General features: G+C 68.6%; 20 protein-coding genes and 1 riboswitch. Of the genes, 11 read left to right on the top strand and 9 right to left on the bottom strand.

Annotated elements, in window-relative coordinates; genetic code table 11:
- Positions 1-134: 134 nt before the first annotated feature.
- On the bottom strand, positions 135-1,607 hold the full coding sequence (locus C1930_RS02750; RefSeq protein ID WP_108771028.1) for a HAMP domain-containing sensor histidine kinase: 1,473 nt from the start codon (positions 1,605-1,607) through the stop codon (positions 135-137).
- Positions 1,604-2,323, bottom strand: a complete 720-nt coding sequence (locus C1930_RS02745; protein ID WP_108748403.1) for a response regulator transcription factor — start codon at positions 2,321-2,323, stop codon at positions 1,604-1,606. The genes C1930_RS02750 and C1930_RS02745 overlap by 4 nt, the downstream gene beginning before the upstream one ends.
- A gap of 144 nt (positions 2,324-2,467) precedes the next feature.
- Between C1930_RS02745 and msrB the strand changes: the two genes are divergently transcribed.
- The 4 genes from msrB to C1930_RS02725 all read left to right on the top strand — a co-directional run bounded on the left by msrB (position 2,468) and on the right by C1930_RS02725 (position 7,274).
- On the top strand, positions 2,468-3,046 hold the full coding sequence (msrB, locus tag C1930_RS02740) for a peptide-methionine (R)-S-oxide reductase MsrB (protein ID WP_108748402.1): 579 nt from the start codon (positions 2,468-2,470) through the stop codon (positions 3,044-3,046).
- Positions 3,047-3,048: 2 nt separating this feature from the next.
- Complete coding sequence (locus C1930_RS02735) at positions 3,049-4,815, top strand: cytochrome c biogenesis protein CcdA (protein WP_108771027.1); 1,767 nt, start codon at positions 3,049-3,051, stop codon at positions 4,813-4,815.
- A 14-nt stretch (positions 4,816-4,829) separates the two neighbouring features.
- On the top strand, positions 4,830-5,564 hold the full coding sequence (gene msrA, locus C1930_RS02730) for a peptide-methionine (S)-S-oxide reductase MsrA (protein WP_108771026.1): 735 nt from the start codon (positions 4,830-4,832) through the stop codon (positions 5,562-5,564).
- Between the two features lie 267 nt (positions 5,565-5,831).
- Positions 5,832-7,274 carry a PLP-dependent aminotransferase family protein gene (locus C1930_RS02725; RefSeq protein ID WP_108772526.1) on the top strand — a complete coding sequence of 481 codons (1,443 nt, stop codon included), beginning with the start codon at positions 5,832-5,834 and terminating at the stop codon, positions 7,272-7,274.
- A gap of 260 nt (positions 7,275-7,534) precedes the next feature.
- Here C1930_RS02725 and bioD read toward each other — a convergent pair whose 3' ends face one another.
- Positions 7,535-8,224, bottom strand: coding sequence for a dethiobiotin synthase (gene bioD, locus C1930_RS02720; protein WP_199912428.1), 690 nt, complete (start codon positions 8,222-8,224; stop codon positions 7,535-7,537).
- Between the two features lie 84 nt (positions 8,225-8,308).
- On the opposite strand from bioD, the gene C1930_RS02715 reads away from it, so the two are divergent.
- Together C1930_RS02715 and C1930_RS02710 are read left to right on the top strand one after the other, a co-directional pair.
- Positions 8,309-8,791, top strand: coding sequence for a GAF domain-containing protein (locus C1930_RS02715; RefSeq protein WP_108752072.1), 483 nt, complete (start codon positions 8,309-8,311; stop codon positions 8,789-8,791).
- Positions 8,788-9,144, top strand: a complete 357-nt coding sequence (locus tag C1930_RS02710; protein ID WP_108771024.1) for a TfoX/Sxy family protein — start codon at positions 8,788-8,790, stop codon at positions 9,142-9,144. Before C1930_RS02715 ends, C1930_RS02710 begins: the two co-directional genes overlap by 4 nt.
- A 108-nt stretch (positions 9,145-9,252) precedes the next feature.
- Here C1930_RS02710 and C1930_RS02705 read toward each other — a convergent pair whose 3' ends face one another.
- Positions 9,253-9,831 carry a histidine phosphatase family protein gene (locus C1930_RS02705; protein WP_108755319.1) on the bottom strand — a complete coding sequence of 193 codons (579 nt, stop codon included), beginning with the start codon at positions 9,829-9,831 and terminating at the stop codon, positions 9,253-9,255.
- Positions 9,832-9,962: 131 nt separating this feature from the next.
- A complete protein-coding gene (locus C1930_RS02700) occupies positions 9,963-11,087 on the bottom strand; it encodes an acyltransferase (RefSeq protein WP_108771023.1) in 1,125 nt (374 codons plus the stop codon).
- A 59-nt stretch (positions 11,088-11,146) separates the two neighbouring features.
- Positions 11,147-11,370, top strand: a riboswitch (cobalamin riboswitch).
- 116 nt (positions 11,371-11,486) lie between these two features.
- On the opposite strand from C1930_RS02700, the gene btuB reads away from it, so the two are divergent.
- Positions 11,487-13,328, top strand: a complete 1,842-nt coding sequence (gene btuB, locus C1930_RS02695; protein ID WP_108771022.1) for a TonB-dependent vitamin B12 receptor — start codon at positions 11,487-11,489, stop codon at positions 13,326-13,328.
- A gap of 52 nt (positions 13,329-13,380) precedes the next feature.
- On the opposite strand, the gene gph is transcribed toward btuB, so the two are convergent.
- From gph to C1930_RS02680, 3 genes are read right to left on the bottom strand one after another with little or no spacing between them, the layout of a single operon-like run.
- Positions 13,381-14,052 carry a phosphoglycolate phosphatase gene (gene gph / locus C1930_RS02690; protein WP_108771021.1) on the bottom strand — a complete coding sequence of 224 codons (672 nt, stop codon included), beginning with the start codon at positions 14,050-14,052 and terminating at the stop codon, positions 13,381-13,383.
- Between the two features lie 59 nt (positions 14,053-14,111).
- On the bottom strand, positions 14,112-14,903 hold the full coding sequence (locus C1930_RS02685) for a methyltransferase domain-containing protein (RefSeq protein ID WP_108755316.1): 792 nt from the start codon (positions 14,901-14,903) through the stop codon (positions 14,112-14,114).
- Positions 14,900-15,832, bottom strand: a complete 933-nt coding sequence (locus tag C1930_RS02680) for a LysR family transcriptional regulator (protein ID WP_108755315.1) — start codon at positions 15,830-15,832, stop codon at positions 14,900-14,902. The genes C1930_RS02685 and C1930_RS02680 overlap by 4 nt, the downstream gene beginning before the upstream one ends.
- Before the next feature lie 107 nt (positions 15,833-15,939).
- Here C1930_RS02680 and C1930_RS02675 point away from each other — a divergent pair, with 107 nt between their 5' ends.
- Together C1930_RS02675 and C1930_RS02670 are read left to right on the top strand one after the other, a co-directional pair.
- Entirely contained in the window at positions 15,940-16,578 is a 639-nt protein-coding gene (locus C1930_RS02675) for an NAD(P)H-binding protein (RefSeq protein ID WP_108771020.1), read from the top strand.
- Between the two features lie 151 nt (positions 16,579-16,729).
- On the top strand, positions 16,730-17,629 hold the full coding sequence (locus C1930_RS02670) for an MBL fold metallo-hydrolase (RefSeq protein WP_108771019.1): 900 nt from the start codon (positions 16,730-16,732) through the stop codon (positions 17,627-17,629).
- A gap of 269 nt (positions 17,630-17,898) precedes the next feature.
- Here C1930_RS02670 and dinB read toward each other — a convergent pair whose 3' ends face one another.
- A complete protein-coding gene (dinB, locus tag C1930_RS02665; protein WP_108752062.1) occupies positions 17,899-18,993 on the bottom strand; it encodes a DNA polymerase IV in 1,095 nt (364 codons plus the stop codon).
- A gap of 191 nt (positions 18,994-19,184) precedes the next feature.
- On the opposite strand from dinB, the gene fabA reads away from it, so the two are divergent.
- Together fabA and fabB are read left to right on the top strand one after the other, a co-directional pair.
- Entirely contained in the window at positions 19,185-19,700 is a 516-nt protein-coding gene (gene fabA / locus C1930_RS02660; RefSeq protein WP_079220498.1) for a 3-hydroxyacyl-[acyl-carrier-protein] dehydratase FabA, read from the top strand.
- Positions 19,700-20,908, top strand: a complete 1,209-nt coding sequence (fabB, locus tag C1930_RS02655) for a beta-ketoacyl-ACP synthase I (protein ID WP_108752061.1) — start codon at positions 19,700-19,702, stop codon at positions 20,906-20,908. The genes fabA and fabB overlap by 1 nt, the downstream gene beginning before the upstream one ends.
- Positions 20,909-20,965: the final 57 nt, after the last annotated feature.

Raw genomic sequence — 20,965 nt, 5'->3', positions numbered from 1 at the left:
CCCTCCCTCTGCCGGGTCTTTTTTTGCCTGCGATTCGGCCAAACGCATCCACGCATGGCGTGGATCTACCGACGATGGGTCCGGTCGCGTGCATCGCGGTAGCGCCGGGCCATGCCCGGCGGGACGGCGGCGCGTCAGGCCGCCGCGCTGTCCGCGCGCGGTAGGCTGAACACGAACAGCGCACCCTGCGCGCTGTCGCGCAGTTCGATGCGGCGGCCATGCAGCTGCACGATGCGCTGCACGATCAGCAAGCCCAGCCCGCCATTGTCGCCACGCCGCGCGCCCAGCGCTGCCGGTGCCTGGAACAGGCCATCGCGCAGCGCCGGTGCCACGCCGGGACCATCGTCGGCCACGCTCACCTGCACGCTGTCCTCTGTGGCGCGCAGGGTCAGCGTGACCTGCCCACCTTCCGGGGCGTGGCGCAGCGCATTGTCCAGCAGGTTGGTCAGCACGCGCTCCACCAGGCCCAGATCGGCACGCACCAGCGGCAGGCCCTGCGGCACGTCGGCGTGCAGCCGCTGCCCACGTGCCTGTGCCGCCAGTTCGAACTTCTGCAGTACGTCCTGCACCAGCTCGGGCAGCGCGAACACCTCCCATTCCAGGCGCACTTCACCGTGTTCCAGCCGCGCCAGTTCGAACAGCGCGCGTGCAAGTCGGCCCACCTTCGCGCTCTGCGCCAGGGCGATGCCCAGATAGCGGCGGCGTTCGTCCGGCGCCAACGTGGCCTCCTTCAGCGCCATGGTTTCCAGATAACCATGCAGCGACGACAGCGGCGTGCGCAGATCATGCGAGATGTTGGCCACCAGTTCGCGCCGCTGCAGATCCTGCTGGCGCAGCTGCTGCCACTGCTCGCCCAGGCGCTGCGCCATCTGCGCATGGGCATGTTCGAGGATCTTCAGTTCATCGCGCTCGCCGGGGCGCAGCGGTGCCAACGGCGGCAACACCGAGGGCGCGTCGATGTCGAACGCCTGGATGCGCCGGGTCAGCCGCCGCAGCGGTCGGGTGACCCAGTAGAAGGCCAGCAGGCCGGCCAGCACGCCCAGGCTGCCGACCAGCACGATCGACCACAGCGTGGTGTTCCACTGGCTGCTGGCGGCCAGATCGTCGGCCAGCATCTGCCGGTGCTCGCCCACCAGCACCACGTACACATAGCCGGCCGGACGCCCCTGCACCACCAGCGGCGCCACGCTGAACACCTTGCGGCCACGCTCGCTGCGCGGATCGTCGCCCAGGATCGGCAGCGGCGCGCCTGCAAGCAGCCGGCGCAGCGGCGCCACGTCCACGCGGTCGCGCCGCAGGTGGCCGCTGGGCGCATCGTGGCCGAGGATGCGGCCCTGCTCGTCCAGCAGGTACACCTCCACGCTGGGGTTGACCGCCATCAGCTGGCCGAACAGCGCGCGCACGGCAGCGTCGCGCATGCCGCTGGTGTCCATCAGTTCGCTGCGCTGGGCGATGTGCTCGGCCAGGCCCAGCGACAGCCGCTGCACCACTTCCTGTTCGTGCCGGGTATTGGCGCGCATCTGCAGCGCCAGCAAGGCCATGCAGCACACCAGCATCAGCGCGGCGATCACCGCCGCCAGTTTCTGCCACAGGTTCGGCGTGATCATGCGCCCGCCCCGGCCGGGTCCACCAGCTTGTAGCCGCGCCCCCACACGGTCAGCAGCCGGCGCGGGTTGGCCGGGTCGGTTTCAATCTTGCTGCGCAGGCGGTTGATATGGGTGTTCACCGTGTGCTCGTAGCCATCGTGCTGGTAGCCCCACACCTGGTTCAGCAGTTCCATGCGGGCGAACACCTGATCGGGGTGGCGGGCGAAGAACAGCAGCAGGTCGAACTCACGCGGGGTCAGTTCCAGCGCGTTGCCTTCCACCGACGCGGTGCGCGCGACCGGATCCAGCCGCAGCCCGCCCAGATCGATCGCACCGGCATCGATGCGGGCGCTCTGGGCCATCGCTTCGGCACGGCGCAGCAGCGCGCGCACCCGCGCCACCAGCTCGGGCATGGAAAAGGGTTTGGCCAGGTAGTCATCGGCGCCCAGCTCCAGGCCGACGATGCGCTGGGTCTCGCTGCCGCGCGCACTGATGATGATGATCGGCACGTAGCGCGCCATCGAACGCGCACGCTGGCAGACCTGCAGCCCGTCCACGCCCGGCAGCATCACATCCAGCACCAGCGCGTCCCACGGGCCATCCTGTTCCAGCAGGTGCAGGCCGGCATCGCCGGTGGCCGCGTGCATCACCTCATAGCCTTCGTCGGCCAGGTGCATGCGCAGCAGATCAGCGATATGGGCATCGTCTTCGACGATCAGGACGCGTTTTGCGGACATCGGCAGCTCGGGGCCAGTGGGGAGGCTGCCCGCATTGTGGCGCGGGAAGGCGGCCGATACCTCACGAAAAATTGAATCCTGCGTGAGGATTCGTTGACCCGGGCGGGCGCAGCATGGCCCCGTCGCCCCTTCCCGGAGTCCGCCATGCCCCTCACCCGACGCCACCTGCTGGGTCTGGGCGGTGCCGCCACCGCCGCTGGCCTGCTGGGCCTGGCCGCCTGCAGCCGGGCCACGCCGGCCGCGGCTGAAGCGCGCCCGCAACGCCAGTTTGAAGTGATGCGCAGCGATGCCGAATGGCGCCGACTGCTGACCCCGGCGCAGTACGCGGTGCTGCGCCAGCAGGCCACCGAACGTGCCGGAAGCAGTCCGCTGGACCGCGAGCACCGCAGCGGCACCTTCGTCTGCGCTGGCTGCGGCCTGCCGTTGTTCTCCTCGTCCACCAAGTTCGACAGCGGCACCGGCTGGCCCAGCTTCTGGGCGCCGCTGCACAACGCCGTGGGCGAGGACCGCGATACCACCTTCGGCATGTTGCGGGTGGAAGCGCATTGCCGGCGCTGCGGTGGCCACCTGGGCCACGTCTTCAACGACGGCCCGCGCCCCACCGGGCTGCGCTACTGCATGAACGGGGTGGCGCTGCTGTTCCAGCCCGGCCCGGCACGGCAGGACGCCGCCGGCGGCTGGCGCGTGCCCGTGGGTGCCTCTTCTTCTGCTGCAGGAGCCTGACCATGCTGTTGCTGTTGCTGTCTTACCTGGGCGGTGCCCTGACCCTGCTCAGCCCGTGCATCCTGCCGGTGCTGCCGTTCGTGTTCGCGCGCGCCGACCGGCCGTTCCTGCGCAGCACCCTGCCGCTGCTGCTGGGCATGGCGCTCACCTTCACCGTGGTGGCCAGCCTGGCCGCCGTCGGCAGCCAATGGGTGGCGCAGGCCAACCAGATCGGGCGCTGGGTGGCGCTGGTGCTGATGGCGCTGTTCGCGTTGGCGCTGCTGTGGCCGCGCCTGGCCGACCACCTGCTGGCGCCGTTCCAGCGCGTGGGTGCGCGATTGAGCGCGCGTGCTGACGCCGCCGATGCCGCCGGCCGGGGTGGCGCCGGTACCTCGCTGCTGATCGGCATTGCCACCGGCCTGCTGTGGGCGCCCTGCGCCGGCCCGATCCTGGGGTTGGTGCTGACCGGCGCCGCCCTGCATGGCGCCAGCGTGGGCACCAGTGCCCTGCTGCTGGCCTATGCACTGGGTGCGATCACCGCGCTGGCGCTGGCCGTATGGGTGGGCGGGCGCGTGTTCCGTGCGTTGCAGGCGCGCCTGGGCCTGGGCGACGCCGTGCGCAAGGTGCTGGGCGTTGCCGCGCTGCTGGCCGTGGTGGCCATCGGCCTGGGCTGGGATACCGGCCTGCTGACCCGCCTGTCCACGGTCAGCACCGCGCGCATCGAACAGGGTCTGCTCGATGCCGTGCCCGGCGCGCAACCTTCGCCGCCGTCGATGATGATGTCGGCCAGCGCTGCGGCGGCCGATGCACCGTTGCCCATGGAAGGCACCCTGCCCGCACTGACCGGCGCCACCGGCTGGTTGAACAGCCCGCCGCTGGACCGCGAGCAGCTGCGCGGCAAAGTCGTGCTGATCGATTTCTGGACCTACTCGTGCATCAACTGCCTGCGCGCCATGCCCTACGTGCACGAGTGGGAACGCCGCTACCGCGACCACGGCCTGGTGGTGATCGGCGTGCACACGCCGGAATTCGCCTTCGAACGCGACCCGCGCAACGTGATGAAGGCCGTGCAGCAGCTGAAGGTTGACTACCCGGTGGCGCTGGACAACCAGTACGCCATCTGGCGCGCGTTCAACAACAATTACTGGCCAGCGCACTACTTCGTGGATGCGCAGGGCAACATCCGTGCGCACCAGTTCGGCGAGGGCAACTATGCGCATTCCGAACAGGTGATCCGTCGCCTGCTGACCGAGGCCGGGCAGATCGATCTGCCGGCACCGGCCGACCCTGCCGCCGCTGACCTGCAGGGCGTGGCCGCGCAGGCCGACATGGGCAACCTGCGTTCACCGGAAACCTACCTGGGCCATGCGCGTGCCGAACAGTTCGCCTCGCCCGGCGGCCAGCGCGACGACACGTCGTTCGACTACACCCTGCCTGCTGCGCTGCAGTTGAACCAGTGGGGCCTGGCCGGGCGCTGGACGGTAATCGATGAGGCCGCGCAACTGCAGCAGAGCGGCGGTCGCATCGGCTTCCAGTTCCATGCACGCGACCTGCATCTGGTGCTGGCCCCCGGCGCGGATGGTCGCCCGGTGCGCTTCCGCGTGCTGCTGGATGGCAAACCGTTGCCTGCCGCGGACGCCGGCGCGGATGTGCGCGCCGATGGCAGCGGCGTGGTCGACGAACACCGGCTGTACCAATTGGTGCGCCAGCGCGGTGCGGTAGCGCCGCACCGTTTCGAGATCGAGTTCCTTGATGCGGGCGTGCAGGCCTACGCCTTTACCTTCGGTTGAACCGGGAGGATGCGATGAAGCTGTCCTTTGAACAGGGAATTGCCGCCGGCGTGGCCGGCCTGGTCGCCAGCGCACTGGTGGCAGGCGTGCTGTTGCTGGACCGGGGTGCCGTGGCCGCCCCGGTTGACGCGCCTGCGCCCATGGCCTTGCCGGCGCCGACCGGTGCGGCCGCCTTCGCCGACGATGCCACACACGCCAGCGTGGTGTTCGCCGGTGGCTGCTTCTGGGGCGTGCAGGGCGTGTTCCAGCACGTGAAGGGCGTGAGCAATGCCGTGTCCGGCTATGCCGGTGGCAGCGCCGCCAACGCGCGCTACGAACGGGTCAGCCGCGGTGATACCGGCCATGCCGAAGCGGTGAAGGTGGACTACGATCCGCGCCAGGTCAGCTACGGCCAGCTGCTACAGGTGTTCTTCGCCGTGGCACACGACCCGACCCAGTTGAACCGCCAGGGCCCGGACCATGGCAGCCAGTACCGCTCGGCGATCTTCAGCGACGATGCCCGCCAGCTGGCAGCCAGCCGCGCCTACGTCGGCCAGCTGCAGCAGGCCGGTGTCTACCGCGCGCCGATCGTCACCCAGATCGCCAGCGGCCAGCGCTTCTACCCGGCCGAGGCCTACCACCAGAACTACATGGCCAACTATCCGCAGGCGGCCTACATCCGTTACTACGACGCACCGAAGCTGGCCGCGCTGGGCCGCCAGTTCCCGGCGCTGTACCGCCGCCAGCCCACGCTGGTGCCGATGCGCTGATGGCACCCCACCGTCGAGCGCGCTCGACGTCCGCTGTCGTAGAGTCGAGCTTGCTCGACTGCTTTGCCGATCAGTCGAGCAAGCTCGACTCTACCTGGGTCAATCGGTACAGCAAGCGCGACGCCACGAACCCGCCGCAAAAAAAAGCGCACGGCCACCAGGGCCGTGCGCTGTGAAAGTTCGGCCCTGCCCCGATCAGGCCGGGCCGACAGCAACATGCTAGGCTCGCGGGCATGACGGGTACAGAGCCAGACCATGGCCAGAATGATGGATACAGATGAGCAGGCCAGCGTGGCCGCGCCCCGCTACCAGCGCCTGTCCGACGAGCTGGCCGAAGCCATCCATGGCGGGCGGCTACCGGTCGGCAGCCGCCTGCCCTCGCTGCGGCAGATGGCCTCGCAGCGCCAGCTGAGCCTGAACACCGTGATCGCCGCCTACCGGCAACTTGAAGATGCCGGTCTGGTGATCCCGCGCCCCAAGGCCGGCTTCGAGGTAGCACCACGACTGTCCGCGCCGCAGCGCTCGCTGCGTGATGCGCCGTCGGCCCCCACCGCGCCGCAGCAACACGCGTTGATGGCGCGGGTGCTGGCCGCGCAGCAGCGCCCCCGCGTGGTCGATCTGGCGTTCGCCGGCCCGCGCGGCCGCCAGTTCTACCCCGGCGCGCAGCTGGCCCGGCACACGGCGCAGGTGCTGCGCCACGGCCAGCACACGCTGGAAACCTACGCACGCACCAACGGCTCACCGCGGTTGCTGGCGCAGATCGTGCGCCGCGGCCCGCGCATGGGCCTGCACACCCATGCCGACCGGCTGCTGCTGACCCACGGTGCGATGGAGGCACTGCAGCTGGCGCTGCGCGCGGTGGCCGAGCCCGGCGATGCGGTAGGCATCGAGGCGCCGTCCTACTTCAATCTGTACCCGCTGCTGGCCAACCTGGGCCTGCGTGCCATCGAAATTCCCACCCACCCGCAACACGGGCTGGATGTTGACGCACTGGCCACCCTGCTGGACCACACCGCGCTGGCGGCCGTGGTGGTGATGCCCACCGTGCACAACCCGCTGGGCTGCAGCATGCCGGTGGCCGAAAAGCAGCGCCTGGCCGAGCTGGTCAACGCCCGCCAACTGCCCCTGATCGAAGATGCGGTGTACGCCGAACTGCAGTTCAGCGAGCCACCGGCGCCACTGCTGAAGGCCTTCGATCGCGACGGCTGGGTGATGGTGGTGGGCGGCTTTTCCAAGACGCTGGCGCCGGACTACCGCATCGGTTGGCTCGATGGCGGGCGCTTCGCCGAACGCATCGCACTGCTGAAATTCCAGAGCACCGGCGGCGAGCCGCAGTTCCTGGCCGATGCCGTGGCCGCGTACCTGGAGGGCGGTGGCTACGAGCACCACCTGCATCGCATGCGCCGGCTGTACCGCGAACAGGTGGGCCGCCTGCGGCAACTGGTGGCCGAGCACTTCCCGGCCGGCACGCGCGCCACCGAGCCGTCGGGCGGCTTCCTGCTGTGGCTGGAAGTGCCCGGCGTGGACACCGGCGAGCTGTTCGAACGCGCGTTGCAGCAGGACATCGTGTTCATGCCTGGGCACGTCTACTCGCGCGGCGCCCGCTACCGCCACTGCCTGCGGCTGTCGTGCTGCCAGAGCCTGGATGCACGGTTCGTCGGCGCAGTGGAACGGTTGGGCGCGATCGCGCGGGCGTTGGCGGCACGGTGATGAGCGGCTGGAATCGACGACGGTAGGGGGACGACGGGGTAGAGTCGACTGTCAGTCGACTGCTTCCGGTAGAGCGCCTGAAAACCCCGCGCTGCGCGCGATAGTCGACTGACAGTCGACTCTACCGCTGCTCCGCGCGCTGACCCGGGCCCAGGTGCTCGCTCAGGGTGACGACGGGGTAGAGTCGACTGTCAGTCGACTGCTTCCGATGGAACGCCCGAAACCCCGCCCTGCGCGCGATAGTCGACTGACACTCGACTCTACCGCTGGCCCGCGCGCTGCTCTGCGCCCAGGTGCTCGCTCAGGGTTCGGCCATCGGCACCGGGCAGATGGGGCAGCCGGCCCCAGCAGGGCATCGGCAGGCGCTGCACCAGCGTGGCCATGTTTTCGTCCTGGCGCTGCATGGCCGGGTCGATGTGGTTGCCGATCCAGCCCAGGCACTCCACGCCGGCCGCCTGCAGCGATTGCGCAGTCAGCCGCGCGTGGTTCACGCAGCCCAGCCGCAGGCCGACCACCAGCACCACCGGCAGCCGCAGTGCGCGCACCAGGTCCAGCTGGTCCAGCTCTGCCGACAGCGGCGCCATCCAGCCGCCCACGCCTTCCACCACCACGGTATCGGCGGTGGCGCGCAGGCGCTCGAAGGCCGCCACGATCGGCGCCAGCTGCACCTGCACCCCGTCTTCGGCAGCGGCCAGCTCCGGCGCCAGCGGCTGCCGCAGCGCATACGGGTTCAGATCGGCATAGGCCGGCACCGGGTCACTGGCCGCCTGCAGCGCCAGCGCATCGTCGTTGCGCAGCCCTTCGCCCAGATCGTGGCTGCCACTGGCCACCGGCTTCATGCCCACCGCGCGCAGGCCGCGCCGGCGCAGCGCGTGCAGCAGCGCGGTACTGGCCGCGGTCTTGCCGATCTCGGTATCGGTGCCGGTGACGAACAGCGCCGGTGGCAACACGGTGGGCAACGGCATGGCAAGGGCTCCAGCAGGGCAACAGAGCGTTCATTATCGCTGGCCGGGCGCGCTTGCTAGACTGCGGCCATGTTCGCCAACGCCTCGCTTACCGGCAGCAAGCCGGAACAATACGCCCAGCTGCTGGAACAGGCCCGTGGCCTGGTCTACGGCGAGACCGACCGCATCGCCAATGCGGCCAACCTCTCTGCACTGGTCTACCACGCCCTGCCCGACCTGAACTGGGTGGGCTTCTACCTGTACGACGGCAAGGAGCTGGTCGTCGGCCCGTTCCAGGGCCTGCCCGCCTGCGTGCGCATTCCGCTGGACAAGGGCGTGTGCGGTGCCGCCGCCAGCCAGCGCGTGACCCAGCGCGTGGAGGACGTGGATGCCTTCCCCGGCCACATCGCCTGCGATTCGGCCTCGCGTTCGGAACTGGTGGTGCCGCTGCTGCGCGGCGATGAACTGATCGGCGTGTTCGACATCGACAGCCCCAAGGTCGCCCGCTTCGATGGTGACGACCAGGCCGGCCTGGAAGCCATCGCCCGCGTGTTCGTGGAGGCGTTGGGATGAGCGCGGCCAAGCTGCGCAACATCGGCCCGAAGAGTGCGGCCTGGCTGCGCCAGGTCGGTCTGCGCAGCCGCGAGGACCTGGCCGCGCTGGGCGCGGTCGGGGCCTTCGTGAAGGTCAAGCGGGCCGGCTTCAAGCCCAGCCTGAACCTGCTCTATTCGCTGGAAGGCGCACTGCTGGACTGCCACTGGCAGGAGCTGAGCGAGCCGCAGCGCGAAGCGCTGGTACAGGACTACGAAGCGCGCATTGCCGCACACCCGTTGAAGGCTGCCGGCCCGGCCTCGGGCCCGGTGCACGAGCAGCGCTTCGATGACGGCGGCAACGACAACGACACAGACAGCGCCGACGAAGATTGAGGTCGCCGCGCTCGCCGGGCATGGCCCGGCGCTACCGGTGTGCGCGCGTCTCCGCCGGGCATGGCCCGGTATTCGTCGGGTAGCGCCGGGCCCTGCCCGGCGACGCACTCAGGGCTGCTGCAGCTCCAGCAGTTCGCCCACCAACCCCACTTCACCGCGCTCGACCCACACCCGCAGGCGCGTGCCGTGGTCGATGCGCAGCGCCCAGCACAGCGACAGCGGCAGGCCACAGACCAGCGACAGCACCATCCGCAGCGGTCCGCCATGGCTGACCACCACGGTCGGCGCGGCGTCCTCCTCGTCCAGCAGACGGTCCAACGCACGCGCGATGCGGCGCTCGAAGTGCCCCCAGCTTTCGCCGTGCGGCGGCGGGAAGGCATGCGGATCGGCATGGAACGCGGCCAGCGCATCTTCCGGCAGATCGAACAGGCTCTGCCCGTCCCAGTCACCGAAATCCAGCTCCTCCCATTCCTCGTCGGCTTCCACGTCCAGCCCGCGCGGCGTGGCCAGCGCCATGGCGGTGTGCAGCGAACGCAGGCGCGGTGAGCTGATCACCCGCTGCCATTCCTGCGCGGCGTAGGCATCGACCAGTTCCTGCGGCAGACGCGCAAGCTGCGGTGGGTCGGTGCGGCCGTCCAGGAATTCATCGCGACCATTGGCGGCGTGGCGGACCAGATCGAGGATCATCGCGGCCGGCCGCTCAGCAACGGGCGGCGCGGTAGCGCCATGAGCAGGCCAGTGGCGAGGGGCGGCGGCAGGTGGAACACGATCATGGGCAGAACTTCCAGAACTGATGCCCCGCGACGGGGCGCTTCATTCTAGCGTGCGCCACCATCACGCTGCCCATTTGCGGCGGCGGTGTGCAGCGGCATCGCGGGCGACAGCAACCGCTTGCCCAAGCGAATCATCGGCGCTTCCACGAAACGATGGCCGAGTGCAGCCAAGGGCAGCACCACCAGCAACGTGATCGAAGCGCACAGCAGATAGCCGAGAGTGCCGCCCTGCACTTCAAGCACCCGCGCGAAGACGGGACCGAGCACCGCAATCACGATCGGGTGGCCGAGATACAGCGAGTAGCTCACGGCTCCCAACCATGCGGTCCAGCGGTTGACGAGCCAACCTGGCGGGCACTGCGAGAAGCCCAGCAACAGGCACAGGTATGCCATGCCTGACAGCTGCCACTGCCAAGGGCCGGCGGCAGGCCACCAGATCGCGGACGCGGCGAGCAGAAGCAGCAGCACACCCAGCAGATTCAAGCCGTGGGCCCATTGCCGCGCGCGCTGCGCCGGCAATCGGGACAGCGCGCCAAAGGCGTGGAAGGCCACCAGCCCCATCGCAAAGACCGGGGCGTGGCGCAGCCACCCATAGTCACTCAATGACGCTGCCATGCGCGGGCCGAGCCAGCCCAGCCAGGCCAACACCACCAGCACCTGCAGCCCCACCATCAGCAGCCAGGCGCTGCGCGGCTTGCCGACCAGCAGGTAGAGCGCAGGGAAGATGGCGTAGAACAGCATCTCCACGCCCACCGCCCAGCTGGCCCATACGATGCCCTGTTCCCACCCCGGGAAAAGGTTGAAGGTGAAGGACAGGTTCGCCGCGATCTCGCCCCATGAATGGCCAGGGTGATCGCCGCGGCCATCGCGGAACAGGGAAAACATCAACAGCACATAGAAGAGCGGCGCGATGCGCAGGAAGCGGTGCAGGTAGAAGCTGAGCAGCGGCCTGCCGCTGGCATGGTGCCGGGGCATGGTGTAGCACAGGGAAAACGCGCTGATCACGAAGAAGAGCGCGACGCCGGTCGCCCCCATCTGCACGGCCGGCAGCCAGGCCGCCGCCACCGGCAAGGCAGGTGCGGGCATCGACTGCACATGGAACAGCACGACGTACACGGCCGCCAGGCCACGCAGGGCATCAAGAAACTGCAGGCGATCCTTCGCAACCATGGGTACCGGCACCAGCACAGAGAGGCGACTACTCTAACGCCCACGCCAGGCAATGACTTAGACTGCGCGCACTTCCAGGTGACCTGCGGCCTTGGCTGGCAGGTTGAAACGGGAAGCCGGTGACGCGTGGCAACACGCCAGGCCGGCGCTGCCCCCGCAACGGTAAGCACGTCAGTTCCAGGCAATACGCCACTGTGCCGCGCGCACGGGAAGGCGCCTGGACGATGGCCCAGGTGCCATCAGGCGGCAAGCCCGGAGACCGGCCCGGAAGCCTCAGGTCGCGATGCGGTGGGCATGGCGCTGGATGACCGCGGCGCCTGCTGCGGCATCGGCGCGTGCCTGCCCTCGTGGCTCCTCCCCTTCGCCGCGCGGGCGTGCGCGGCACCCGGAGTTCCCCCGATGAAGCCGCAGTCCCGATTGCTGTCCCTGGCCGTGCTGGCCACCCTGCCCGCGTTGGCGATGGCCGATGAAGCCGCCGAGGCGCTCGACCCCATCCTGGTCACCGCCACCCGCACCCCGATCGCCCTGCAGGACAGCATCGCGCCGGCGCAGGTGATCGACCGCGAACAGATCGAGGCCAGCCAGGCCACCTCGCTGCAGGAACTGCTGGCCGGCCGCGCTGGCATCAACCTGACCAATGCCGGCGGCCTGGGCAAGCAGACCTCGCTGTTCCTGCGCGGTACCAATTCCTCGCACACGGTGGTGCTGGTCGATGGCGTGCGCATCAACAGCGCCGACCTGAACCTGGCCATGTTCCAGGACCTGCCGCTGGCGCAGATCGAGCGCATCGAGATCGTGCGCGGCCCGCAGTCCAGCCTGTACGGTGCCGATGCGATCGGTGGCGTCATCCAGATCTTCACCCGCCGCAATGCCGGCAGCTTCGCGCCGCACTTCCAGCTGGGCGGTGGCAGCAATGGCCTGCGCCAGGCCAGCGGCGGCATCGGCGGCAGCGGCAGCAATGGCTGGTTCGGCGCCGACATCGCCTACCAGCACAGCGATGGCATCGATGCCTGCCGGGGGTCGGCCACCCTGTTCACCGGCTGCTTCGCCGATGAGCCCGACCGCGATGGCTACCGCAATCTGTCCAAGAGCCTGCGCGGTGGCTACAGCTTCAACGAACAGTGGACGGTGGAAGGCAGCGCCCTGCGCGCCGATGGTGAAAACCACTACGACGGCTACTACAACTACTCGGAAACCCGCCAGCAGGTACTGGCCGGCAAGGTGCGTTACACGCCCTCCGAGCGCCTGTCGCTGACCGCCAACGTCGGCCGCGGCGACAACGAGTCGGACAACTTCGGCGACTTCGGTGTGCGTGGCAGCGCGCAGACCCACCGCGACAGCGCGTCGCTGCAGGCCGACATCGGCGTGGCCGACGGCCAGCTGTTGAGCACCGGCGTGGACTGGAGCCAGGACAACCTGGATGGCAGCAGCGCCGGCTACCTGGTCGACAGCCGCCGCAACACCGGCGTGTTCGTGCAGTACCAGGCGCGATTCGGCCGCCACCAGCTGCAGGCCAGCGCACGCAACGACGACAACCAGCAGTTCGGCAACCATGCCACCGGCAGCCTGGGCTGGGCGATGGAGCTGGGCCACGGCCTGCGCGTGAACGCCAGCTACGGCACCGCGTTCAAGGCACCGACCTTCAGCGATCTGTACGACCCGTGGAGCGGCGTGCCGACGCTGGATCCGGAGAAATCCAAGAGCGCCAACATCGGCGTTTCCCAGCACGGCCAGGGCTGGCACTGGGGCCTGGATGTGTATGAAACCCGCATCGACGATCTGATCACCTACGACGCGGCCACCTTCATGATGCAGCAGGTGGAAAAGGCGCGTATCCGCGGCGCGGAACTGACCGCTGGCGCAGTGCTGGCCGGCTTCGACATCAACGCGCAGCTCAGCTTCACCGACCCGCGCAACCGCACCGCCGGCAGCGACCAGTTCGACAACTGGCTGGCGCGCCGCGCACAGCAGACCGCGCGCCTGGACGTGGACCGCCGCTTCGGCGACTTCCGTGCCGGCCTGACCGTGCAGGGCGCCGGCAAGCGCTTCGACGATGCCGACAACGCGGTGAAGCTGGGCGGCTATGGCCTGCTGGACCTGCGTGCCGAGTACGCGCTTACCCCGGCGTGGTCGGTGCTGGCGCGCGTGGCCAATGTGTTCGATCGCCAGTACGAGACCATTGCCTGGTACAACCAGCCGGGCCGCGAGTACCAGCTGAGCGTGCGCTACCAGCCGAAGTGATCGGTTGACGCGCACACGGTAACGCCGGGCCCCGCCCGGCGTTATCGATGCATCACGCCGTCGGCAGCTCGGCGGCCAGGCCCGGCAGTTCGCGCAGGTCGTCGATCACCGCCACGGCCTGCGCGGTGTGCAGGTCCAGGCCGCGCGGGTAGCCGTAACGCACCAGGGCGATCGGCATGTCGGCGTCCTGCGCGGCGCGGTAGTCGGTGAGCGAATCGCCCACCATCAGGCACTGCGCGACCGGCAGGCCGAAGTGCGCGGCGATATGCCGCAGCGGTTCACCGCTGGGCTTGCGCTGCGGCAGTGAATCGCCGCCCAGTACCAGTGCAAATGCATCGGCGATGCCCAGGTGCTGCAGCAGCGGCGGCACCAGTGCGGCCGGCTTGTTGGTGCAGATCGCCAGCGGCACCTGCCGCGCACGCAGCTGCTCCAGCGCTTCGGGCACACCGTCGAACAGACGCGGGCTGCGCAGCAGGCAATCGCGGTAGTGCACCATGAACACCGGCATCACCTGTGCCAGGTCCACTTCGCGACCGGCCGCCTGCACCGCCTGTTCGACCAGCCGCCGCACGCCATCACCGATCCAACCCAGCACGGTTGCTTCGGCCACGCGTGCCAGCCCGATGTCTTCCAGCGTGCGGTTCAGCGCCTCGGCGATATCGGCGGCGCTGTCCACCAGCGTGCCGTCCAGGTCGAACACCACCAACGGATAGGGATAGGACAAGAGACGGTACCTGCACGACGTGGGCCGCCCAGTGTACTCCTGCGGGTCTGCCGATCCGCTCAGCCGATCCGCCGCGCGCGGGTGGCCAGGAACGCGGGCAGGTAGCGTTCGATCAACACCCGCGGGCGTGGCTGCCAATCTTCCATGAAGCGCTCGATCACGAACCCTGCGTCCAGCTGGCCACCGATCAGATCGCCCAGGCTGTGGCCGAACGTCATCGCCTCGCCACGCGCCTGCTTGGCCTGCCGCTCGTCCGCGGGCAGGTCTTCCAGATCGGAATAGGGAATGGCGAAGCGCGGGCGCATCAGGCCCTGTTCGGCCAACGGCGCATCGTCGCTGCCCACGAACAGCACCGGGTTGTAGAAGCTGGCCAGCAGCAGGCCATCACGCGCCAGCACGCGGTGGCACTCGGCCCAGACCGGCCGCACATCGGGCACGAACAGGTTGGACACCGGATGGAACACCACATCGAAGCTGCCATGGCCGAAGGCCTGCAGGTCACGCATGTCGCCCTGCACCGCCTGCAGGCGCAGGCCATCGCGTGCAGCCACCGCGCGGTCCAGCGCCAGTTGCTGCTCGCACAGGTCGAACACGGTCACATCGGCACCGGCAGCGGCCAGCACCGGCGCCTGCTGGCCACCGCCTGAAGCCAGGCACAGGATGCGGCGACCACGCACATCGCCCAGCCAGTCCAAGGGCAGCGCCCGCGGGGTCAGGTGTACCTGCCAGCGCCCAGTGCGGGCGGCGGCGATGGTCTCCGCATCCACCGGCTGGGCCTGCGGCGGCGCCTGCTGCGCTTGCAGTTCCCAGCTCGTACGACGGTGATCTCTCACTACCGTTCCATGGTTCATGCGCTCTCCTTGCCCGTCGGTTGCCAGTCGAGGTCCTGGAAGGCCGGATCGTGCTCGAAGCAGCCGGCCAGGAAATCCAGGAATCGGCGCATGATAACGGGCTGCTGTCGACGCGATGCGTAGACGGCATGAACGCCCAGCTCGTCCAGCTGGTAGTCCGGCAGTACGGCCACCAGCGCGCCACTGCGCAGCAGCGGTGCCACCTGGTAGCTGGGCAGCATGGCGATGCCCGCATTGGCGCGTACCGCTTCCACCAGCAGCGATGCCTCGTTCGCACTGATATTCCCGCCCACCGCCACCGACAGCGCGCGGCCGTCGCGGTGCAGGTGCCAGAGGCTGCGACCCACGTAGTGGTGGGTCAGGCAGTTGTGCGCGGCCAGGTGCTCCGGCGCGGTGGGCGTGCCATGTGCCTGCAGGTACGCCGGGCTGGCGCACAGCACCGACCGGCAGGTGGCCAGGCGCCGTGCGATCAGGCCCAAATCGATCTGCCGCGCGATACGCACCGCCAGATCCACCCGCTCTTCCACCAGGTTCACCATGCGGTCCACCAGCAGCAGTTCGATGCGTGCGGCCGGGTGGCGCTGCACGAACGCCGCCACCGCGCGGGCCAGGTGGCTCTGCCCGAACGACACGCTGGCGGTGATCCGCAACGTGCCGTGCGGTTCGGGGTCGTCGCTGGCCAGCTCGCCCTGCAGTTCCTCGCCGATGGCCAGCATCTGCCGGAAGCGCGCCAGTGCCGCCTCACCGGCCGCGGTCAGGCTGATGCGGCGGGTGGTCCGGTGCAGCAGGCGCGCGCCCAGCCAGCCTTCCGCTTCGGCCAAGTAACGGCTGACCATCGCCCGCGACATGTCCAGCACCTCGGCGGCGGCGGTCAGGCTGCCGCGCTCGGCCACTTCCACGAACACGGTCATGGCGGTCAATCGGTCCATATGCTCGATCCATGCAACAAACAAGCGCGTTATACGCTGTTTTTCGAGCAACTGCAGCGGCCTACAGTGGGCCCGTACCCCAACCTACTGCCCCACGGAGTCGTGCCATGAAGATTGCCCTCGTCGGCGCCACCGGCAACATCGGTCGCCAGATTGCCCGCCACGCCCTGGCCCACGGCCACCAGTTGACCGTGATCGTGCGCAGCGCACAGAACCTGCCCAGCGAACTGGCCGGCGCCCACCCGGTCATCGCAGCACTGGATGACCGCGACGCGCTGGCCGCCGCCATTGCCGGCCACGATGTGCTGGCCAGTGCCTATGGCCCGCGCCCGGGCGATGACATCGGCCAGATCGCCACCGTGGCCGGCCAGCTGGTGGCCGCTGCCCGCCAGGCCCAGGTGCCGCGCGTGGTGGTGGTCGGCGGCGCCGGCAGCCTGGAAGTGGCGCCGGGCGTGCAGCTGGTCGACACCCCCGGGTTCCCCGAGGCTTACAAGCCGTACGCACTGGCCGCGCGTGAAGCGCTGAAGCAGCTGCAGGCCGTAAAGGACATCGACTGGACGTTCTTCTCGCCGGCGGCGGAAATCGGCCCCGGCGACGAACGCGGCCAGTACCGCGTGCAGGCCAAAACCTTCCTGGCCGATGCCGAAGGCCACAGCCGCATCAGCTATGCCGACTACGGCGCCGCCTTCGTGGCGGAACTGGAAGCGGGCAAGTACCCGAAGCAGATCATCACCGCCGCGTACTGATGCCGAAACCGTAGAGTCGAGCTTGCTCGACTGACCCCAAAAACCCGTCGAGCAAGCTCGACGCTACCTCGACTGCTATCCCGTCGAGCAAGCTCGACGCTACCTCGACTGCTATCCCGTCGAGCAAGCTCGACGCTACGAGGAATCGCGCATGCGCAACGCTCTGCTGTTCTTCATGGCGCTGGCACTTGGCACGGCCAGCGCACCGCTGCTGGCCGCGCCCGCTACCACCACCGCTGCAAAGTCACAGCTGCACCTGCAGACCTTCCACCCCGGGCCGCAGGCGATGTTCGCGGTGTCCTCGGTGCTGATCGAAGGGCGTCGTGATGCAATCCTGGTCGATGCGCAGTTCGCTGCCAGCGACGCACGTGCGCTGGTCGAAAAGATCCGCGCCAGTGGCAAGCAGCTGGCCACGATCTACATCAGCCATGGCGATCCGGATTACTACTTCGGCCTGGCCACGCTGCAGGATGCGTTCCCGCAGGCACGCATCGTCGCCACCGCGCAGACGGTAGCTCACATCCAGCAGACCCAGGCTGGCAAGCTGGCCTACTGGGGGCCGAAGATGGGTGCCGACGTACCCGCGCGCATCGTCGTACCGCAGGTGCTGGACGGTGATGCACTGGTCCTGGAAGGCCAGCGCCTGCCGCTGATCGGCCTGGACGGGCCGACGCCGGACCGCAGCGTGCTGTGGGTGCCCTCGCTGCGTGCGATCGTTGGCGGCATTCCGGTGGTGGCGGGCGAACACGTGTGGATGGCCGACACGCAGACAGCGCAATCGCACGCGGACTGGCTGCAGACCTTGCAGCAGTTGCAGGCGCTGAAGCCGACGGTGGTGGTGCCGGGGCACTACGCGCCGGGCGCGGCGCTGGATGCCAGTGCGTTGCGCTTCACTGCCGACTACATCCGTGCGTTCGATGTTGAAGCGGCCAAGGCCAAGGACAGTGCGGCGCTGGTGCAGGCCATGCGGGCGCGCTACCCGACGCTGGCCGGCGTTGAATCGCTGGAGCTGAGTGCGAAGGTGGCCAAGGGCGAGATGCAGTGGCCGTAAGGCAGGGGGAGTTTTTTGCAGGGCTGCGCCCTGCACCTGCTCAACGTCAACTTCAAAGGCAACGTCAAAAGCGGGCTATCCGTGATATGGGGGGGTGGGTCCGGTTGCGGGGGACGCCGTGAATACGTCCCTGTAGGCTTGGCCGCGGCATCCATGCTGCGGACACCCCCGCAACCGGACCCACCCCGCCTTCGACAGTTGGCCGGCGCTCATGGACTTGGGGTCGGATCCCGTTGCTGCGCAACGGGCTCTGACCCCATGTTTGACGACTAGATTTCTGTGGGATGGGTTGGGTCGTGCCCGAACAGTTCGCCCTGCACCACCGGTTCCTTTTCGCGGAAACCGCCCAGGCCCACGCCCACCAGGCGATAACGGGTATCGGCCGGCAGGTCCACGCGTGCGCGCAGTGCCAGGGCGATGTCACGCAGCTCCTGTTCCGATTCGGGTGGGCGCTCGGGGGTAAAGCTGCGGGTCAGGATGCGGAACTGGGCGGTCTTCAGCTTCAGCACCACGGTATGCCCAATGCGTTCGGTTTTGCGCGTGGCCTTCCAGGTCTTCTCTGCCAACTGCACGATGGCCTCGGCCAGGTCTTCCAGCAGCAGGTCTTCGGCGAAGGTGTCTTCGGAGGAAATGGACTGCACCTGCTGGTCCGGTTCCACCGGCCGCTCATCGATGCCACGGGCGCGGTTGTACAGGCTGCGGCCGAAACTGCCGAACGCTTCTTCCAGGTCCGGCAACGCCCATTGCCGCAGGTCGCCACAGGTGACGATGCCGCGCGCGGCCAGCTTGCCTTCCATCACCTTGCCCACGCCGGGAACCCGGTTCACCGGCAACGGCAGCAGGAAGGCATCCACCCGCTGCGGCGGGATGACGAACTGGCCGTCGGGCTTGCGCCAGTCCGAGGCGATCTTGGCCAGGAACTTGTTCGGTGCGATGCCGGCTGAAGCAGTCAGCTGGGTCTCTTCGCGGATCTGCGCGCGGATGGTGCGGGCGATATCGGTCGCCAGTGCCATGCCGCTCTTCGGCTCGGTCACATCCAGGTAAGCCTCGTCCAGCGACAGCGGTTCGACCAGGTCGGTATGGCGCAGGAAGATCTCGCGCACCTGCCGCGACACGGCCTTGTAACGGGCGAAATCGGGCGGAACGAAGATCGCATCGGGGCACAGGCGCTCGGCACGCAGCGCCGGCATGGCCGAGCGCACGCCGAATACCCGCGCCTCGTAGGACGCGGCGCACACCACGGAACGCGCGCCGCGCCAGGCCACCACCACCGGCTTGCCGCGCAGCGAAGGCGCGTCGCGCTGCTCCACCGACGCATAGAAGGCGTCCATGTCTACGTGGATGATCTTGCGCAGTGCGTTCATGGTCGGCCGCCATCATACCTGCACCGTACCCGTCCAGACGCCAAAGTATGGTCGTTGTGCATCAACGGGATGCGCGATTCCGGCGCAGAACACTACGCACGCGTACGGTGTGGCGGTTTGATTCCCGTTGCAACCGTCGTGCATCCTCGGGGGCTTGTTGCCTTGTTTTCGCTTCCAGGAATGCGCTTTCCATGACTCGTCTCCACGCGTTCAACCGCGACCAGCTGCTGGCCAGCGCCCGCGGTGAACTGTTCGGCGCCGCCGCCGGCCGGCTGCCCAACGACCCGATGCTGATGTTCGACCGCATCACCGAAATCCGCGAGGACGGCGGACCGCATGGCAAAGGCATGGTGCGTGCCGAACTGGATATCCGCCCGGACCTGTGGTTCTTCGGCTGCCACTTCATCGGCGACCCGGTGATGCCCGGCTGCCTGGGCCTGGATGCCATGTGGCAGCTGACCGGCTTCTACCTGACCTGGCTGGGTGCCCCCGGCAAGGGCCGCGCCCTGGGCTGCGGCGAGGTGAAGTTCACCGGTCAGGTGCTGCCGGAAGCAAAGCTGGTGCGCTATGAAATCGACATCACCCGCGTGATCAACCGCAAGCTGGTGATGGCCCAAGCCGACGCCCGCATGTACGTGGACGACCGCGAAATCTACAACGCCCGCGACCTGCGCGTGGGTCTGTTCACCGAAACCGGGAGCTTCTGATGCGTCGCGTCGTCATTACCGGCATGGGCATCACCTCCTGCCTGGGCAACGATCTGGATACCGTGTCGTCGGCACTGCGCGACGGCCGCGCCGGCATCACCGCGCTGCCCGACCACGCTGAAGCCGGCCTGCGCAGCCAGATTGGCGGCCGCGTGGACATGGATCTGGATGCGCAGATCGACCGCAAGCAGAAGCGCTTCATGAGCGATGCGGCGGCCTTCGCCTACGTGGCCATGCGCGATGCGATCGCCGATGCCGGCCTTTCCCAGGAACAGGTCAGCGCGCTGCGTACCGGCCTGATCGCCGGTTCCGGTGGTGGTTCCAGTGAATGGCAGGTAGGTGCGGTGGACCTGCTGCGCGCCCGTGGCGTGCGCAAGGTTGGCCCGTACATGGTGCCGCGCACGATGTGCTCGACCGTGTCGGCCTGCCTGGCCACCGCGTTCCAGATCAAGGGCGTCAGCTATTCGCTGTCGGCCGCCTGCGCCACCTCGGCGCACTGCATCGGCGCCGCTGCGGACATGATCCGCCACGGTGCGCAGGACATCATGTTCGCCGGTGGCGGCGAAGACCTGCACTGGTCGATGAGCGTGATGTTCGACGCGATGGGCGCGCTGTCCACCAGCTTCAACGACACCCCGGCCACCGCATCGCGCCCGTATGACAAGGACCGCGATGGCTTCGTCATTGCCGGCGGCGGCGGCATGCTGGTGCTGGAAGATTACGACCACGCCGTGGCCCGTGGTGCACGCATCTACGCCGAACTGATCGGCTACGGCGTGACCTCCGACGGTGCCGACATGGTGGCACCGTCCGGCGAAGGCGCAGTGCGCTGCATGAAGATGGCGCTGCAGAACGTCGACCGTCCGCTGGATTACCTGAATACCCACGGCACCTCCACCCCGCTGGGCGATGTGACCGAACTGGGTGCGATCCGCGAAGTGTTCGGCGATGCGGTGCCGCCGCTGTCGTCGACCAAGGCGCTGTCGGGCCACTCGCTGGGTGCGGCCAGCGTGCACGAGGCGATCTACTGCCTGCTGATGATGCGCGATGGCTTCGTGGCCGGTTCGGCCAACATCACCGAGCTGGACCCGGCGGTGGAAGGCTTCCCGATCCTGCGCGAAAGCCGCGAGCAGAAGCTGGACACGGTGATGTCCAACAGCTTCGGGTTCGGTGGTACCAACGCAGCGCTGGTGTTCGGCCGGGTGTGATGGGAGGGCGTGCCGACCAACGGTCGGCACCCACCGGAACGACCATGTGTGCCAACC

It is taken from the genome of Stenotrophomonas sp. SAU14A_NAIMI4_8, assembly GCF_003086695.1.
In the GTDB taxonomy this organism is placed as follows: Bacteria; Pseudomonadota; Gammaproteobacteria; order Xanthomonadales; family Xanthomonadaceae; genus Stenotrophomonas.
The sequence above is the reverse complement of the archived record's forward strand: the minus strand, read 5'-3'. Positions and strand labels throughout refer to the sequence as shown.

Coding starts and splice junctions, on each gene's coding strand:
- C1930_RS02750 (WP_108771028.1), bottom strand. CDS start 1,607: ATGATCACGCCGAACCTGTGGCAGAAACTGGCGGCGGTGATCGCCGCG.
- C1930_RS02745 (WP_108748403.1), bottom strand. CDS start 2,323: ATGTCCGCAAAACGCGTCCTGATCGTCGAAGACGATGCCCATATCGCT.
- msrB (WP_108748402.1), top strand. CDS start 2,468: ATGCCCCTCACCCGACGCCACCTGCTGGGTCTGGGCGGTGCCGCCACC.
- C1930_RS02735 (WP_108771027.1), top strand. CDS start 3,049: ATGCTGTTGCTGTTGCTGTCTTACCTGGGCGGTGCCCTGACCCTGCTC.
- msrA (WP_108771026.1), top strand. CDS start 4,830: ATGAAGCTGTCCTTTGAACAGGGAATTGCCGCCGGCGTGGCCGGCCTG.
- C1930_RS02725 (WP_108772526.1), top strand. CDS start 5,832: ATGGATACAGATGAGCAGGCCAGCGTGGCCGCGCCCCGCTACCAGCGC.
- C1930_RS02715 (WP_108752072.1), top strand. CDS start 8,309: ATGTTCGCCAACGCCTCGCTTACCGGCAGCAAGCCGGAACAATACGCC.
- C1930_RS02710 (WP_108771024.1), top strand. CDS start 8,788: ATGAGCGCGGCCAAGCTGCGCAACATCGGCCCGAAGAGTGCGGCCTGG.
- C1930_RS02705 (WP_108755319.1), bottom strand. CDS start 9,831: ATGATCCTCGATCTGGTCCGCCACGCCGCCAATGGTCGCGATGAATTC.
- C1930_RS02700 (WP_108771023.1), bottom strand. CDS start 11,087: ATGGTTGCGAAGGATCGCCTGCAGTTTCTTGATGCCCTGCGTGGCCTG.
- btuB (WP_108771022.1), top strand. CDS start 11,487: ATGAAGCCGCAGTCCCGATTGCTGTCCCTGGCCGTGCTGGCCACCCTG.
- C1930_RS02685 (WP_108755316.1), bottom strand. CDS start 14,903: ATGAACCATGGAACGGTAGTGAGAGATCACCGTCGTACGAGCTGGGAA.
- C1930_RS02680 (WP_108755315.1), bottom strand. CDS start 15,832: ATGGACCGATTGACCGCCATGACCGTGTTCGTGGAAGTGGCCGAGCGC.
- C1930_RS02675 (WP_108771020.1), top strand. CDS start 15,940: ATGAAGATTGCCCTCGTCGGCGCCACCGGCAACATCGGTCGCCAGATT.
- C1930_RS02670 (WP_108771019.1), top strand. CDS start 16,730: ATGCGCAACGCTCTGCTGTTCTTCATGGCGCTGGCACTTGGCACGGCC.
- dinB (WP_108752062.1), bottom strand. CDS start 18,993: ATGAACGCACTGCGCAAGATCATCCACGTAGACATGGACGCCTTCTAT.
- fabA (WP_079220498.1), top strand. CDS start 19,185: ATGACTCGTCTCCACGCGTTCAACCGCGACCAGCTGCTGGCCAGCGCC.
- fabB (WP_108752061.1), top strand. CDS start 19,700: ATGCGTCGCGTCGTCATTACCGGCATGGGCATCACCTCCTGCCTGGGC.